Source organism: Tenacibaculum sp. TB-56 (genome assembly GCF_059716275.2).
Map to the genome: position 1 here is coordinate 1,803,420 of NZ_CM201367.1, position 15,017 is coordinate 1,818,436.

Sequence of the window (15,017 nt, forward strand, 5' to 3'; positions counted from 1 at the left end):
TGCAAGAGCAGGATTTTTTTATTTTGAAGGAGGAGTTAATCCTTCTTTACTGTCTTGTTCAATAGCTTTGGCTAATGAATCTAAATAAGGTTTTCTAACCTTTAATTTTGTTTCGGTGTGTGCTTTTTTGTTTAGTTTGGTAAACATTTCAGCTATTTTAAAAGCTGTAGGTAATAGGTGTTCTTGCGGAACAACTTTATCTAAAAAGCCAGCAGTAATAGCTTCTTTCGGATTGTATATTTCTGAACAACTTACGCTTCTCTCAAAATAAATAGGAGCAAGACGAGCTTTTGCAATCTCAATACCTGCATTATGCATGGTCATACCAATCATAACTTCGTTTAGTCCAATTTTAAAATCTCCTTCAATACCTAATCTGTAATCTGCAGATAGCAATAAAAATGCGCCTTTAGCAACAGCATGCCCTGAACAAGCAGCAATTATAGGATAAGGAAAAGATAACATTCTGTGCGATAATTGCGATCCTTTGGTAACTAGTTCTAAAGCAGATTCGGCAGATTGAGTCATACTCTTTAAATCATAACCAGCAGAGAAAATTCCTACTTGACCAGTTAAGATTACTGGTTTTTCTTCTTTTTCAGCGTTATCAAAAGCGGTATTTAAGGCGTCAATTACTTCGTGAGAAATTGCGTTGGCTTTTCCGTTGGTAATTGTAATTAGTACATGATTGTCTGCTGAGGTATATTGTATAAGTTTGTTCATTTGTTATATGAATTTTATTTTATTATTGAGAGGGTCTCTTTAGATTGTCCTTTACAGTTTAAATGTTCTACGGATTATTCCAAAGGTAGTCTACTAAGAAAATTCCTGCAAAAACCGCTAAAAAACCAATAATAAAACTAGCGATAGTGTATAGGGCAAAACTGGTAAAATCACCTGCTTTTAAAAAGACATGGTTTTCGTAAGCAAAGGTTGAAAAAGTGGTGAAACCACCACAAAAACCAGTAGCTAATAACAACGTGTGGTTTTGAGTTAATGCTTGGTTCTTGGCGGCTAAACCTAAAATAATTCCGATAAGCAAGCTACCTAAAATATTAGCAGTAAATGTTCCGTATGGAATTCCTGTTTGTGAGCTGTTTAACGCTTTTCCGATAATGTATCGCAATACACTACCTATTCCGCCGCCGATAAAGACTAATAAAAATTGTTTCACAAAAATATTTCTAGATTAAAGCTTGATTTTAACTTGTTAGAGAAATTTTTAAAATATCTCTAATCAGCTTTCTGTATGTGCTAAAATAAGAAAACCTCACAAATTTGTGAGGTTTTACTTATATATAAATTGTATAATTGTTTATAGTTCTACGTCGTCAGCATCTGTCCAGTTCCACTTTCCAGCAATTATTCCATTTTTAACGGTTACAATTCCTGGATTGGCTCTGATAACAGTTTTTAAAGCGGTTTCATCGCAGAATCCGAACGTGTACGGTAGTCTATATTTTTGTTGGGTAGCTGCTAAATCTTCAATATAAGAAGCAGTTAATACATAAATTTCATAGCCTTGTTCGCTAGCTTGTTTTGCTACTTCAGAAACTTTTGAAATTCCTTCTTCTTCAGTTTTATCAAAATTATACATAACAACCAACATGGCTTTTTCTTTAGCTAGCATTTCTTCTAGTTTGTCGCCTTTGTCAGTTTCAATCATAAAATCATGAATAGGAGGAATGTCGTCACTTCCTTCTTGGTATTTCATTCCTTCAGCAATATCAGTTCCTATTGAATAAGCTCTAAAGTCGATGATTGGTAAGTGTTGTAATACGTAATAGGTTACTAAAAGTGATACAAAAATTGACGTAAAAGTTGTTACAGAAGCAATTTTGCTAGAAATAAAAGGCTTAATGTATTGAACTCCTAAAATTAGGATTACAATAAATACCATAAACACCACATTTTTATAAAATGTTTCTTTTGGTGTAAGCTTTAAAGCGTCTCCAAAACAACCGCAATCGGTAACTTTGTTGTAAGTGTACGAGTACCAAGTTAAAAATAAGAAGATAAGGTTAATACCAAATAAACTCCATACAGTAAATTTTGCTTTGTATCCAACTAAAAGCATAATACCTAAAACCAATTCAGTAACAATTAAAAGAATAGAAAAAGGTAAAGCAAATGGTATTAAGAACTCTAAGTTTAGTACACTAGCACTAAAATATTCTTCAAATTTGTATTGAGAACCAATAGGGTCTACCAATTTTACAAATCCAGAATAGATGAATAGTAATCCTACTAGTACTCTTGAAATATGAGTTAACAATTTTAAAATCATATTAGGGGTTGTTTTAGGTTAATTTTCTAATTCAGAAAGGTGAATCATGGCAAAAATAGCATAATTAATCATATCTTGATAATTAGCGTCAATTCCTTCAGAAACTAAAGTTTTACCTTGATTGTCTTCAATTTGTTTTACACGAAGTAGTTTTTGTAGAATTAAATCGGTTAACGATGAAACTCTCATATCTCTCCACGCTTCACCATAGTCATGGTTTTTATTTTCCATTAACTCTTTGGTGATTTTTATGTGTTTGTTGTATAATTCAGTGGCTTGTTCAGTAGTTAAATCAGGTTGTTCAACAACTCCTAACTCTATTTGAATTAATGCCATTACTGAATAATTGATAATACCAATAAACTCTGATTTTTCTCCTTCATCAACTTTTCGCTCAGTATTTTCTTGTAATTGACGAATGCGTTGTGCTTTAATAAATATTTGATCGGTTAGTGATGGGAGTCTCAAGATTCTCCAAGCACTACCATAATCGCTCATTTTCTTGGTAAATAAATTTTTACATTCTTCAACTACAGCATCATACTGTTTTGAGGTGTCTTGCATCTTTCTTATTTAAAAGTATTCGACCAAAAATAGTAAATATTACAAGCTTTTCATTTATTTTTACTTGGAAATTTAGTGTAATGACGATTAATTGTAAAGGAACCTTACTAGATCTTACCACACCTAGGGTTATGGGGATTTTAAATGTAACCCCTGATTCTTTTTTTGATGGAGGAAAATATAAAAACGAACATGATTTTTTAGCTCAAACAGAAAAGATGTTGAATGAAGGAGCTACTTTTATTGATGTTGGGGCGTATTCTTCAAGACCAGGGGCGAAGCATATTTCTGAAGAAGAAGAGCTGCAAAGAATGCTTCCTGTGGTTGAGTTGTTGGTGAAAAATTTTCCTGAAATTCTTATTTCAATTGATTCTTTTAGGAGTAGAGTGGTAGAGGAGTCTATCAACGCTGGCGCAGCCATCATCAATGATATTTCTGGTGGAAAGATGGATACTAATATGTTTGAAACGGTAGCAAAATTGCAAGTGCCATATATTATGATGCACATGCAAGGAACTCCGCAGAACATGCAACAAAATCCGCAGTATGAAAATGTGGTTACTGAAGTACTATCTTTTTTTGCAGAGCAGCTTTTTAAATTACATCAACTAAAAGTAAATGATGTGATTATTGATGTTGGTTTTGGTTTTGGAAAAACAGTTGACCAAAATTACGAGTTACTTAAAAACTTATCATTGTTTAAAAGCTTAGATGCTCCTATTTTAACAGGAGTTTCAAGAAAATCAATGTTGTATAAGTTATTGGGTACTTCGGCTCAAGAAGCCTTAAATGCAACTACGGTAGCTAACACTATTGCTTTGTTAAACGGAACGCATATTTTACGAGTACATGATGTAAAAGAAGCGGTTGAAGCGGTAACGATTGTAAATCAGTTGTAATAAAATGCTTACATTTACTTGTTTAGATTATTTTAAACATAAAAAACTTCAAGAAAATTAATGAACCTAGATTTTATCGACTTTTCGTTTTTGGATGTACTGGATATCTTTTTAGTAGCAGTTTTATTATTTTACATCTATAAACTGTTAAAAGGTACGGTAGCAATAAATATTGTCATAGGTATTGCCTTTATTTTTTTAATCTGGAAAGTTACGCAAGCGCTTAATATGGAAATGCTAAGCGGTATTTTGGGGTATTTGCTTTCAGGAGGAGTTATCGCGTTAATTATTGTGTTTCAACAAGAAATCAGGAAGTTTTTATTAATGATAGGAACTACCAATTTCTCTGCTAAAAGAGGATTTTTAAATCAGCTCAAGTTCTTGAAGTCTGAAATTCATTCAGAAATAGATATAGATACGATTTTAAAGGCTTGTACTAACCTGTCTAGAACCCAAACAGGAGCATTATTAGTAATAGAAAAAACAAATAATCTTGATTTTTTAGTGAATACTGGAGATAAAATGAATGCTTTGGTTAATGAAGCTATTATTGAAAGTATTTTTTACAAAAACAGTCCGTTACATGACGGAGCAACAATTATAAGAGATAATTATATTGTAGCTACCCGCGTAATTTTACCAGTTTCTGACAGTACAAAAATTCCAGCACGTTTTGGTTTACGACATCGTGCTGCTATTGGTGTTACCGAAAAAACAGATGCGATTTGTTTATTGGTTTCTGAAGAAACAGGAGAGATTTCATATATAAAAGACGGAGAGTTTGTTTTGTATAAATCGCTCGAAGAACTTCATAAAAAATTAGAAAAAGATGTAATGGCATAAATAAAAAGACTCGCAATTTGCGAGCCTTTTTTTATTGTATTCCGTGTCAAAAAAATTATTGAGCAGGAGCCATTTTAGATTGAATAGCAGCCATTACGTTGTTAAACTTCTTAGTAGCTTCTTCGTCTAAATTAGCAGCGATTTCTTTAGCTTTAGCAGCTAATTCAACACCTTTTTTCGCTAAATCAGAGTTCTTAATAACGTCTCCTTTTGCTTCGATATAATCTTTAGCATACTCAGTATACGATTGTAAAAATTCTCCTACTTTAGGATCTTCAAATTCTGGAATTGTAATTCCTTCGATAGCAGATTTTACCTCGTTTACAGCTTCTTTAGTTTCTTCTACTGCTTTAGTAGCAGCGTCAGTAGCTTCTTCAGTAGCGTTTTCTACAGCTTCAACAGCATCAGTAGCAGCGTCTTTAGCTTCTTCTTTAGTGTTTTTACAAGAGGTAGCTAATAAAGCACCAACTACAAATACTGATAAAATTACTTTTTTCATCGTTTATTGATTTTTTAGTTTTAGATTGAATAACAAATGTACTATTTTGATTGATGTAAACAAATTTATTTATAGCACAGTCTCACTATTAAACTGTTTTTCGTACAAATTCTTATAATAACCCTCATGTTTTTTTAACAATTCTGTATGATTACCTTTTTCAACAATACGACCTTTGTCCATAACTATAATAATATCAGCCTTTTTAATGGTTGCTAAACGGTGTGCAATTACTATTGAAGTTCTGTTTTTTGTAATCTCATCTGTGGCATATTGAATCATTTGTTCTGAATGAGCATCTACAGAAGAGGTAGCTTCATCTAAAATTAAGATACTTGGATTACTAACATAAGCACGTAAAAAAGCAATTAGTTGACGTTGACCAGATGAAAGCATGCCTCCACGTTCTTTTACATTGTAATGGTAATTGTTAGGCAGGCTCATGATAAAGTCATGAATTCTTATTTGTTTGGCAGCTTTTTGTACTTGTTCTAACGAAATATTTTCGTTTCGTAGCGTAATATTATTTAAAATAGTATCTGAAAACAAAAATACATCTTGTAATACTACAGCTACTTTTTGTCGTAAAGAAGAGATCTCATAATCTTGAACAGGAATGTTATCAATAGCAATCAAGCCACTATCAATTTCATAAAATCGACTGATAAGGTTTATGATGGTTGATTTTCCTGCACCTGTAGCACCAACAATAGCTACGGTTTGCCCTTTTTCTACATTAAAACTTATTCCCTTTAAAATTTCTTCTCCTTTTATATAGCTAAAATGTACATCCTTAAAACTGATGTTTCCTTCAATGTCTTCTGCTATAATAGTTCCGTTTTTATCTATTGAACTGTTAGTGTCAATTATGTTGAAAACACGCTCACCAGCAACAATTCCCATTTGTAATTGATTGAATTTGTCTGCTATTTGTCGTAATGGTCTAAAAAGCATTTGAGCCATTTTTATAAAACCGATAATAGCACCTAAACTAACAGCACTATCTTCAATCACTTGTAATCCACCATACCAAACAATTAATCCGATAGCTATTGAAGAAAGTATTTCTGCAATAGGGAAGAAGATAGAGTAGTACCAAACCGTTTTTATATGTGCTTTTTTGTGTTTGTTGTTAATGTCAATAAAGTTTTTATACTCAATTCGTTCTCTATTAAAAAGCTGAACGATTTTCATTCCTGTAACTCTTTCTTGTACAAAACTGTTAAGGTTTGCTACTTGATTACGTACATCTTGGAAAGTAGATTTTATAGCTATTTGAAATAGTTTTGTAGCATAAATTAGTACAGGTAAGGTAGCAAGCGAAATTAAAGCAAGTTGCCAGTTTTTATAAAACATTACAGCTATAACAATAAGCATTAATAAAATATCGCTTACTATCATAAAAACTCCTTGAGTAAAAAAGTTTGAAATGGTTTCTATATCTGAAACTACACGAGTTACGAGTTTACCAACTGATGAGTTATCAAAATAACTCATTTTAAATTCTAGAATTTTTCTAAACGTTTTAGCTCTTATATCTCTGATAATATGTTGACCTACCCAGTTTGCATTATAAATAAAACTAAATTGAAATAATACCTGAACTAATAAAACAACTACCATAGCTATCGTAAAATACAATAGTCTTGTAGCGTCTTTAGTAGTGGTGAAATCATCGATTGCAGTCATTAAAATTACAGGGGTAAGGACTGCAAATCCTGCTAATAAAATTGTAGAAGCCGCAGCAACGATAAAACGTAGGCGGTACTTTTTTGCAAAACTCATTAGTCTTGAAAAAATTTTAATATCGAATGCTTTTCCTGTTGCTTTACTCACTATATATAGTCGTATGTTACTGCTGTTAAAAATAAACCTTTTGCCGGAACTGAAACTCCAGCGTTACTTCTGTTTTTACTTTCAATAATTTTTTTAAAATCATCAATCGTAATTTTTTCAAGACCAACATCAATTAGTGTACCTGCTATGGCGCGAACCATGTTTCTTAAAAAACGATTGGCACTAATATGAAAAGTAAGTTCATTCCCTTTCATAACCCATTCAGCGTTGGTTACTGTACAATTAAATGTGTTAACGTCTGTTTTTACTTTCGAAAAACACTCAAAATCTTCATATTCATATAAAATAGTGGCAGCTTTATTCATCAACTCAATATTTAATTGTTGATGATGCAATTGCCAGCTAGTTTCTAATAAAAACGGATTTCTACCTAACCATATTTTATATTCATAACTTCTACTATTAGCATCAAAACGAGCATGAGCATCGTTATGAACCAATGTCGTGTTAAATATTACCACATCATCGGGTAAAATAGCATTGAGTTTGTAGGTGAAATTATCACTTAAAGGTAATTCAACATCAAAATGAGCAAACATTTGCGAAGCATGCACACCTGCATCTGTTCTTCCAGCACCAACAATATTAACTTCTTGTCGTAAAATTGTACTGATAGCTTTGTTTATTACCTCTTGAACCGAAATTGCGTGTGGTTGTACTTGCCAACCATGATAATTTTTCCCGTTGTAAGCTAATTCAATAAAATACCTCAAAAAATATAAATTTTAAACAGCTAAATTATGAAATTCTAAAATGAAATGTTGTAAAGAGTAACTTAAATAATACGTTTTGAGTTTTATTAACATATGTAAACAGATTGTTAAGGGGTATATGTTATTTTTGCTGCCTTAGAAAAAGTACAAAACAAAGAAGTCCCCCTTCAGTTTCATATTGAAATAATAGTGAATTCCCCTTTCATTAATTACCCCTTATTTTAAAGAATCCATAATGTTTAATTATGGATTTTTTTTAGTTTATAATTCATTAGTTTTGTCTTGATGAAGAAAATTTTGCTCCTTTCAGATACACATAGTTTTATTGATGAACAAATTTTAAAGTTTGTAAAGCAAGCGGATGAAGTTTGGCATGCAGGTGACATTGGTGATTTGTACGTTACAGATAAGATAAAAAATGTTAAAACACTAAGGGCAGTTTATGGAAATATTGATGATAATAAAGCCAGGGCTGAGTTTCCACTAGATAATAGGTTTTTAATAGAAGGAGTATCAGTTTGGATTACTCATATTGGAGGTTATCCTAATAAATATAATCAACGAGTTAGAGAAGAACTAAATAGAAATCCTCCTAAATTATTTATTTGTGGGCATTCGCATATTTTGAAAGTTCAGTATGATAAGAAATTGAACTTACTTCACTTAAACCCTGGAGCTGCAGGGAAACATGGTTTTCATAAGGTTAGAACTATGCTACGTTTTGAAATAGATAAAGGAGAAATAAAAAATATGGAAATAATTGAACTAGCTAACAGAAGTTAATTTAAAGTTTTTCTGTTGTTTTAAAATAGGGACAGAAATATAAATAGAAGTACCAATATTCTCTTTTGAATTAATAGTGAATTTTCCATTCATTATGTGAATTCTTGCCTCTATTTGATTTAAGCCAATGCCATCTGAAAAAGAAGAAGACGAGGTAGAAAAACCTACCCCATCATCTTTAACGAGAACGGTTAGTTGATCCTCTTCCTCTTTCAGTATTATTTCGGCATGTTGAGCTTTACTATGTTTTAAAATGTTATTAATAAGCTCTTGAATAACATTAAATATTTTTATTTCAAACTCTTGATTATATCGATTGATGTTTTGAGCTGAAACTTCAAACTTTAGTTCGCTATTAGAATATTTCTTAGTAACATCTTTAATAGCGTATTCCAATCCGAACTTTAATAAGATAGATGATACTAGGTTATGAGATAAGTCTCTTACTTTTTGAGAGGCCTCAGAAATAATAGCTTGAGTCTTATCTATTTCTTGAGGAGTATCTCCATCAAGTTGTTTTTTAGTTGCTGTTAAATGCATATTGGCAGAAGAAAGTAAAGCACTAACATTATCATGAAGTATTTCTGCTATGAGTTTACGTTCGGTTTCCTTTCCGTCTATCGTAGCGTTAAGAATTTTAACTTGTGCTTCTGATTTTACTTTCTCAAGGTTTTGTTGTTGTATAAGCTTACTTTCAGATAATTTAAGACTTAGATTTTTTTGACGAAGCTTATAGTTGTAAATGATTACTCCTGAAACAAATAACACTAAAATACTTAGAGCTCCAAAAAGTAAAGAGGTCTTAGCTTCTTGAGCTTCTTCTAATTTTCGCTGTTCTTTAACTAAATTAACCTTTTGTTTTTCTAAATTTTCTTTATGATTTGCTTCAATTTTCTTTACTATCTCATTGATGTTTTTTTCTCGCAAAATATCTTCTATTTCAAAAGAAATTTCTTGATAGTCATAAGCTTTGTAATCTTTGAGGTTTCTCATGGCCCAAGCTAAATTGTAATAAAGACTAGCCTTGGCTTTAGTAGCGCTTTGAGATTCGTCATTTTTTATAGATTCAATTCCTTCTAAGTATGTTTTTTTAGCTTTTTCAAATTCTTTAGTTTGTAAATATACATTACCAAGATTAGTTTTTGCATTGGCTAGTAGTACTTTGTTTTTTTTCGTTTCATAAATTTCAACAGCTTTTTGAGCAAAAAATTTAGATTCGGAATATAATGAATCAATTTGGTAAAGAGCAGATAAGTTTAAATTTGAAGTAGCTTTGTAGTTAAGAATATCCTCGTTTAAGGAAGGGGTCTTATTTAATTCAGAAAAATAAAATAAAGCACTATCTTTATATTTTTGAGCTTCTTTCCAATGATTTTTTTTATTTACATAATTATCAATATTACCTTCTTCAAGTATTTTTAGGTAATTTTCATCTCTGTTTTTTTTAGACTTTAATTCTTTGTACATTTTTAAATACAAAGAACCTATTTGTAAATAAAGTTTTGCAAGGTTGTTTGAAGAGTTTATGTTTAGACTTGAATCATAATCAACTTTTTTTGAAGTAAGGTGTTTTAACGCTGCTTTAAAATACCTTAGTGAGAGCTCAGTATTAGATGTTTTATTATAAATTCCTCCTATTAATTCAGCACTTTTTGAGGTATACAACTCATTATTGTATTTTTTACTTGTGGTGAATAAAATTAATGCATCTTTTAGGGCTTCAGGGTATTTACCTTCGTTATACTTTTTCTTTGCTATTAAGTATGAATTTTTAAGAGACAAAGAATCATCTATTATTTGTAGTTTATTGTGATTAGTTTTATAAATGGTCTGATAAAAATTATTAGACTTATTATTATCAGCTTTGATAAGTCCAAATTGAAATAAAAAAAATAAAAAAATCAAATAAAAATTACACATTTTACAAATTTGTGTCTGTTACAATAATTATTTTAGGTTTGTCTATATCAATAGTAGATTCTTCAGTTCTACTAACATATTTATGATTTACAAAGTTTAATTTAATCATGTTTTCTGAAGCGATTGCTAGTTGTCTTGAAAATTCTTTTTGTTGCATATCACCTATTGATAAGTGTACTTCATAAGTGTTGATGTCTTCGTTATAAACAAAATCTGTAGCTACATTATCGTTTACAGTAAAGTTTAACATATATGTTCCGTCTTCATTTGAAGTAATGCTATATGAATTTAAAAATTCGGTAACTCCTTTTGCAAAAGTAATGTTTTCATCTTCAATATGTATTTTTGTGGTCTTCCCTCGGTCTGTCTCTAAAAAACCAATTTTCAGTTGATCGTTTTCAATAGAGAAATCGTTAGAGTGTTTTGTAGCAGTTTTTTGATTAGTTTCCACCAATATAATCTCTTTAGAATTATCTACATTGGTAACTGTGGTTACATCTGTGTTATTGGTTGTGTTAAAATCAATAGAGTAGGCACCTGTAGCATCTCTTTTAAGAGTATACGATTGTAATAAGTTTTCAGAAGTGCCTTCAATCACCTCTGTTTCGTTTGATGAACAAGATGCAAATAAAAAACTTAAACTTAAGGCAAGGAAATAAGGAGTGATTTTTTTCATGACTAAATTTATAAATTACACTATTTTATATTAATTTTTATAAAATAGCGATGTACTTAGGATAGATATTAAGAGACGGGGGACTAATACCTCTTAGGGGGATAAAGAAAACAAAATGAAGGGGTTTTCTATACTATGTTTAATAACGCGTACATCGCTACTTTTTTTTGTGTAGTTGTTAAACGATGTATGATAATGTATAGACTCGGGGGGCTTCTTAATCTGGGGGACTAAAGAAAATTGAAGGGTTGATAATATCTTTACACTATTTTGTTTCTCACAGCATACATCGCTAAACCTACTACGTTTTTTACTTTTAATTTTTTATATAAATTACTTCTATATGTTTCTACTGTTTTTAAGCTAACATTTAATTTATCGGCAATCTCATAAGAACTTTTTTCTTCCGCAATTAATTTTAATACAGCAATTTCCCGCTCGGTTAAATCTCCATGTAAAAATTGAGGTTCACTAGTTTCTTTAACGTCAGATGTATAAAGGTCTAATAGTTTTTCTTTAATGTCTTCGCTAATGTACTGTATGCCGTTGTGTACAACTTTAATGGCATCAATAATTTGTTCATTAGCGCTACTTTTGTCTACAAAACCGTTAGCTCCTAATGCAATCATTTCTTGCACAAGTTTAGGGTCACTTAAACTAGAAAGTATAATAGTTTTAATTTGTGTATTACGTTTTCTAAACGTTTTTAAAACTTCTATACCATCCATTTCAGGCATGTTAATGTCTAAAACTAATACATCGGCTGTATTGTTTGAGGACCAATTAATAACTTGCCTTCCTGTTAAAGAGTATCCTTCAACTTCAATGTCATCTTCAGTATTTAATAAAGCAATGACACCGTCAATTAATATCTTGTGGTCATCTGCTATGTGAACTTTAATCTTGTAATTCATGGTCGTTTACAGTTACAAATCTATAGTATAAAACAAGTGTGTGCAATACACAGTATCCCTAATTGTTACATTTAGAAATTAGGGATAACCCTGAGTTTTTTTTAACGTTTCTTTAACATTTGTGTTTAGAAGTCAAGTAAATACAGGGTTTTTCAAAAATAAAAAACCGAGATGTAAATCTCGGTTTTTTTTCGCACTAAATATACTAAGATGTTAGGCTTATCGTAATCTATCAACAGATTTTACAAGATCTTCATCCTTCTTAATGGCCTTATTTGCTAAAAATAAAAGCAAAATAACAATGATAGGAAAGAACATCCCAATACCTTTCTCAGAAACCGAAGCTTCTCCAGATAATGTTTGTGATAAATAAATCAATATTCCTAATAAAAAAAGGTTTATCAATATGTTTAAGCGGTTTAGTACAAATTGTAATTGACGATTTTTAAATAGAAAAATAGCTACAATTGATACTAATGCTGAGATAAAAAAAGATACAGGAACCAACTTTTCTAAAAAAGAATTACTAGAAAATAAGTCTATAACATGAATAGCGGGACTTGTTTGAGTCGCCCAAAGATTTACTAAAAAAGTCAATCCTCCAGAGATAATTCCTGCAACTAAAAGATATATAGATTGTATTCTTTGTATCATAATTTTTTATCGGGAAGCAAATGTAATACTTCTTTTTTTAAAAAGAAATATTAGAAGTTAAAATATTTGTATATATTTGCCTTGTATGTAACCGCACAAAATTATTATATAGCCCCTATATAATTAGCAATCAAAACGAAACTTAATAAAAAAACAATTCTTTCACAAAGAATTTTAAGTAACTTAATTATTCAACGAATGTTCGATATTTCGGAATTAAAGACTAAAAAATTAGCTGATTTACAAGTTATAGCCAAAACTATAGGGCTGACTAAATTTAGTCAGTTAAAAAAGTTAGATTTAGTATACAAAATTATAGATGCGCAAGCAGAAGCAAGTGTTAATGAAGCTAAACCGAAGGCAGAAAAGCCAAAAAGGAAAAGAATAGCTAAAGCAGAAACCCCAGCAAACACTTCACAACAGCAAGAACAAGACAGTAAACCCGTAACTAAACCAGAAGCTAAAGAAGCAGTAGGAAAAGCGGAAACTGTTCAAAATGTTGCCAATAAATCTGAAGAGAAAAAGCAAAATCAGCAAGCGACTGAAGATAAAAAACAGCAACAGCCTCAAAACAAACAGCAAAATAAAAACCAAAATAGAGGTAATAAAAATAACAAGAATCAGAACCAAAATCAAAATACTTCAAAACAACACCATAAAAGTGGAAACAAGTATCGTGACCCTGATTTTGAGTTTGATGGAATTATTGAAAGTGAAGGTGTTTTAGAAATGATGCCTGACGGATATGGTTTCTTACGTTCTTCAGACTATAACTATTTATCATCACCAGATGATATTTATGTGTCACAATCTCAAATTAAATTATTCGGTTTAAAAACAGGAGATACGGTTCGCGGTAATGTACGTCCTCCAAAAGAAGGAGAAAAATACTTTCCTTTAATTAGAGTATCAAAAATCAACGGATTAAACCCGAATATTGTTAGAGATAGAGTTTCTTTTGAGCATTTAACGCCACTTTTTGCTGATGAAAAGTTCAATTTAGCAGAAAAAGGAAGTTCATTTTCTACAAGAATTATCGATTTGTTCTCTCCAATAGGAAAAGGACAACGTGGTATGATTGTAGCACAACCTAAAACGGGTAAAACAATGTTATTAAAGGATGTTGCAAATGCAATTGCAGCAAATCATCCAGAGGTATACCAAATTGTTTTATTAATTGATGAGCGTCCTGAAGAGGTTACCGATATGCAACGTAGTGTTCGTGGAGAAGTAGTTGCGTCTACGTTTGACGAGCCAGCTGAAAAGCATGTACGTGTAGCAAATATCGTGTTAGAAAAAGCAAAACGTTTGGTTGAATGCGGTCACGATGTTGTGATTTTATTAGATTCGATAACTCGTTTAGCAAGAGCGTATAACACGGTAGCACCAGCATCTGGTAAGATTTTATCAGGAGGTATCGATGCAAATGCTTTACACAAACCAAAGCGTTTCTTCGGAGCGGCACGTAATATTGAAAATGGTGGTTCATTAACCATTATTGCTACAGCGCTTACCGAAACTGGTTCTAAAATGGATGAGGTAATCTTTGAAGAGTTCAAAGGAACGGGTAACATGGAATTACAATTAGAGCGTAATATTGCTAACCGTAGAATTTACCCTGCAATTGACTTAATCAAGTCGAGCACACGTCGTGATGATTTATTATTAGACGATAAAACAGTACAACGTATGTGGGTATTACGTAAATACTTAGCTGATATGAACCCAATTGAGGCAATGGAGTTTATTCAAGATAGAATTAAGAGATCGTTAAACAACGAAGAGTTCTTGATTTCTATGAATGGATAATCATTCGTATATAAAATAAAAAAATCCCGCACTTGGCGGGATTCTTTATTTTGGATATATCACAAAATCTAACGGAATGTCAAACTCGTGCGTGTCTTCTATTTTTTTGATAGGAGGGAAGAAGTTAAGTCCGATGGTTTGAGTATCTTCTCTACATTCTGATAAAAATCGGTCATAAAAGCCTTTTCCGTAGCCAACTCGGTAGTGTTCTTCGTCAGAAATAAGCATAGGAACGAAAACCAAATCGATATTTTTTACAGCAACTTCTTCTGCATTAACAGGTTCTGGTACCCCAAATTTGTTCAGTTCTAATTGAGTGTCTTCATCAAAATAAAAATGAGAAAGCGTATCGTCTTCAAAATTACAGCGACTTACAATAATTCTTTTTCCTTTTTCTCTAAAGAAATTGATAATTGGTAAAGTATCAATCTCATTGAATTTCCGCATAGATAAAAACAAATGAATAGTATTAATTGTGTCAGTTTGTAAATCAAAAACCTGCTGATAAATACTTTTTTGTAATTGTTCTTTTTCGGCTTCGGTTAGAGTGTTTCTCTTCTGTTTATATAATTTTCTAAGTTCAGATTTTAGCATATTTA

The 15,017-nt window shown here is 31.3% G+C and carries 16 protein-coding genes; 4 read left to right on the forward strand and 12 right to left on the reverse strand.

Annotated elements, in window-relative coordinates; all coding sequences use genetic code 11:
- Positions 1-18: 18 nt before the first annotated feature.
- The 4 genes from AC3VI6_RS08710 to AC3VI6_RS08725 all read right to left on the reverse strand — a co-directional run bounded on the left by AC3VI6_RS08710 (position 19) and on the right by AC3VI6_RS08725 (position 2,851).
- Positions 19-723, reverse strand: coding sequence for a crotonase/enoyl-CoA hydratase family protein (locus AC3VI6_RS08710; protein WP_497705892.1), 705 nt, complete (start codon positions 721-723; stop codon positions 19-21).
- Positions 724-790: 67 nt separating this feature from the next.
- Complete coding sequence (gene crcB, locus AC3VI6_RS08715; protein WP_497705893.1) at positions 791-1,174, reverse strand: fluoride efflux transporter CrcB; 384 nt, start codon at positions 1,172-1,174, stop codon at positions 791-793.
- A gap of 141 nt (positions 1,175-1,315) precedes the next feature.
- Positions 1,316-2,287 (reverse strand): DoxX family protein, encoded by a 972-nt coding sequence (locus tag AC3VI6_RS08720; RefSeq protein WP_497705894.1) that lies wholly within the window; start codon positions 2,285-2,287, stop codon positions 1,316-1,318.
- An 18-nt stretch (positions 2,288-2,305) separates the two neighbouring features.
- On the reverse strand, positions 2,306-2,851 hold the full coding sequence (locus AC3VI6_RS08725) for a DUF1599 domain-containing protein (protein WP_274634548.1): 546 nt from the start codon (positions 2,849-2,851) through the stop codon (positions 2,306-2,308).
- Positions 2,852-2,931: 80 nt separating this feature from the next.
- On the opposite strand from AC3VI6_RS08725, the gene folP reads away from it, so the two are divergent.
- Both folP and cdaA read left to right on the forward strand, forming a co-directional pair.
- The gene (folP, locus tag AC3VI6_RS08730; RefSeq protein WP_497705895.1) at positions 2,932-3,750 is read left to right on the forward strand and encodes a dihydropteroate synthase; all 819 of its coding nucleotides are present in this window, start codon (positions 2,932-2,934) and stop codon (positions 3,748-3,750) included.
- Positions 3,751-3,810: 60 nt separating this feature from the next.
- On the forward strand, positions 3,811-4,593 hold the full coding sequence (gene cdaA, locus AC3VI6_RS08735) for a diadenylate cyclase CdaA (protein ID WP_497705896.1): 783 nt from the start codon (positions 3,811-3,813) through the stop codon (positions 4,591-4,593).
- Between the two features lie 55 nt (positions 4,594-4,648).
- Here cdaA and AC3VI6_RS08740 read toward each other — a convergent pair whose 3' ends face one another.
- The 3 genes from AC3VI6_RS08740 to truA form a co-directional block, all read right to left on the reverse strand.
- A complete protein-coding gene (locus AC3VI6_RS08740) occupies positions 4,649-5,092 on the reverse strand; it encodes a hypothetical protein (protein ID WP_299000143.1) in 444 nt (147 codons plus the stop codon).
- Positions 5,093-5,161: 69 nt separating this feature from the next.
- On the reverse strand, positions 5,162-6,877 hold the full coding sequence (locus tag AC3VI6_RS08745; RefSeq protein WP_497705897.1) for an ABC transporter ATP-binding protein: 1,716 nt from the start codon (positions 6,875-6,877) through the stop codon (positions 5,162-5,164).
- A gap of 50 nt (positions 6,878-6,927) precedes the next feature.
- The gene (gene truA, locus AC3VI6_RS08750) at positions 6,928-7,662 is read right to left on the reverse strand and encodes a tRNA pseudouridine(38-40) synthase TruA (protein ID WP_497705898.1); all 735 of its coding nucleotides are present in this window, start codon (positions 7,660-7,662) and stop codon (positions 6,928-6,930) included.
- A gap of 285 nt (positions 7,663-7,947) precedes the next feature.
- On the opposite strand from truA, the gene AC3VI6_RS08755 reads away from it, so the two are divergent.
- A complete protein-coding gene (locus AC3VI6_RS08755; RefSeq protein ID WP_497705899.1) occupies positions 7,948-8,445 on the forward strand; it encodes a metallophosphoesterase family protein in 498 nt (165 codons plus the stop codon).
- Here AC3VI6_RS08755 and AC3VI6_RS08760 read toward each other — a convergent pair.
- From AC3VI6_RS08760 to AC3VI6_RS08775, 4 genes are all read right to left on the reverse strand, one after another.
- The gene (locus AC3VI6_RS08760; protein ID WP_497705900.1) at positions 8,428-10,350 is read right to left on the reverse strand and encodes a sensor histidine kinase; all 1,923 of its coding nucleotides are present in this window, start codon (positions 10,348-10,350) and stop codon (positions 8,428-8,430) included. The two genes, AC3VI6_RS08755 and AC3VI6_RS08760, sit on opposite strands and share 18 nt — an antisense overlap.
- A gap of 16 nt (positions 10,351-10,366) precedes the next feature.
- Positions 10,367-11,041: a hypothetical protein gene (locus tag AC3VI6_RS08765; RefSeq protein WP_497705901.1), complete on the reverse strand. Its 675-nt coding sequence runs from the start codon at positions 11,039-11,041 to the stop codon at positions 10,367-10,369.
- Positions 11,042-11,301: 260 nt separating this feature from the next.
- Positions 11,302-11,955: a response regulator gene (locus AC3VI6_RS08770; RefSeq protein ID WP_497705902.1), complete on the reverse strand. Its 654-nt coding sequence runs from the start codon at positions 11,953-11,955 to the stop codon at positions 11,302-11,304.
- 219 nt (positions 11,956-12,174) lie between these two features.
- The gene (locus AC3VI6_RS08775; RefSeq protein WP_497705903.1) at positions 12,175-12,609 is read right to left on the reverse strand and encodes a DUF4293 domain-containing protein; all 435 of its coding nucleotides are present in this window, start codon (positions 12,607-12,609) and stop codon (positions 12,175-12,177) included.
- Positions 12,610-12,807: 198 nt separating this feature from the next.
- Here AC3VI6_RS08775 and rho point away from each other — a divergent pair, with 198 nt between their 5' ends.
- Positions 12,808-14,418 carry a transcription termination factor Rho gene (gene rho, locus AC3VI6_RS08780; protein ID WP_497705904.1) on the forward strand — a complete coding sequence of 537 codons (1,611 nt, stop codon included), beginning with the start codon at positions 12,808-12,810 and terminating at the stop codon, positions 14,416-14,418.
- Between the two features lie 45 nt (positions 14,419-14,463).
- On the opposite strand, the gene AC3VI6_RS08785 is transcribed toward rho, so the two are convergent.
- A complete protein-coding gene (locus AC3VI6_RS08785) occupies positions 14,464-15,012 on the reverse strand; it encodes a 5-formyltetrahydrofolate cyclo-ligase (RefSeq protein WP_497705905.1) in 549 nt (182 codons plus the stop codon).
- Positions 15,013-15,017 lie beyond the last annotated feature (5 nt).

Excerpts from the sequence above, each read along its gene's own strand:
- AC3VI6_RS08710 (WP_497705892.1), bottom strand. The coding sequence starts at position 723 with ATGAACAAACTTATACAATATACCTCAGCAGACAATCATGTACTAATT.
- AC3VI6_RS08720 (WP_497705894.1), bottom strand. The coding sequence starts at position 2,287 with ATGATTTTAAAATTGTTAACTCATATTTCAAGAGTACTAGTAGGATTA.
- AC3VI6_RS08725 (WP_274634548.1), bottom strand. The coding sequence starts at position 2,851 with ATGCAAGACACCTCAAAACAGTATGATGCTGTAGTTGAAGAATGTAAA.
- folP (WP_497705895.1), top strand. The coding sequence starts at position 2,932 with ATGACGATTAATTGTAAAGGAACCTTACTAGATCTTACCACACCTAGG.
- cdaA (WP_497705896.1), top strand. The coding sequence starts at position 3,811 with ATGAACCTAGATTTTATCGACTTTTCGTTTTTGGATGTACTGGATATC.
- AC3VI6_RS08740 (WP_299000143.1), bottom strand. The coding sequence starts at position 5,092 with ATGAAAAAAGTAATTTTATCAGTATTTGTAGTTGGTGCTTTATTAGCT.
- AC3VI6_RS08745 (WP_497705897.1), bottom strand. The coding sequence starts at position 6,877 with ATGAGTTTTGCAAAAAAGTACCGCCTACGTTTTATCGTTGCTGCGGCT.
- AC3VI6_RS08755 (WP_497705899.1), top strand. The coding sequence starts at position 7,948 with ATGAAGAAAATTTTGCTCCTTTCAGATACACATAGTTTTATTGATGAA.
- AC3VI6_RS08765 (WP_497705901.1), bottom strand. The coding sequence starts at position 11,041 with ATGAAAAAAATCACTCCTTATTTCCTTGCCTTAAGTTTAAGTTTTTTA.
- AC3VI6_RS08770 (WP_497705902.1), bottom strand. The coding sequence starts at position 11,955 with ATGAATTACAAGATTAAAGTTCACATAGCAGATGACCACAAGATATTA.
- AC3VI6_RS08775 (WP_497705903.1), bottom strand. The coding sequence starts at position 12,609 with ATGATACAAAGAATACAATCTATATATCTTTTAGTTGCAGGAATTATC.
- rho (WP_497705904.1), top strand. The coding sequence starts at position 12,808 with ATGTTCGATATTTCGGAATTAAAGACTAAAAAATTAGCTGATTTACAA.
- AC3VI6_RS08785 (WP_497705905.1), bottom strand. The coding sequence starts at position 15,012 with ATGCTAAAATCTGAACTTAGAAAATTATATAAACAGAAGAGAAACACT.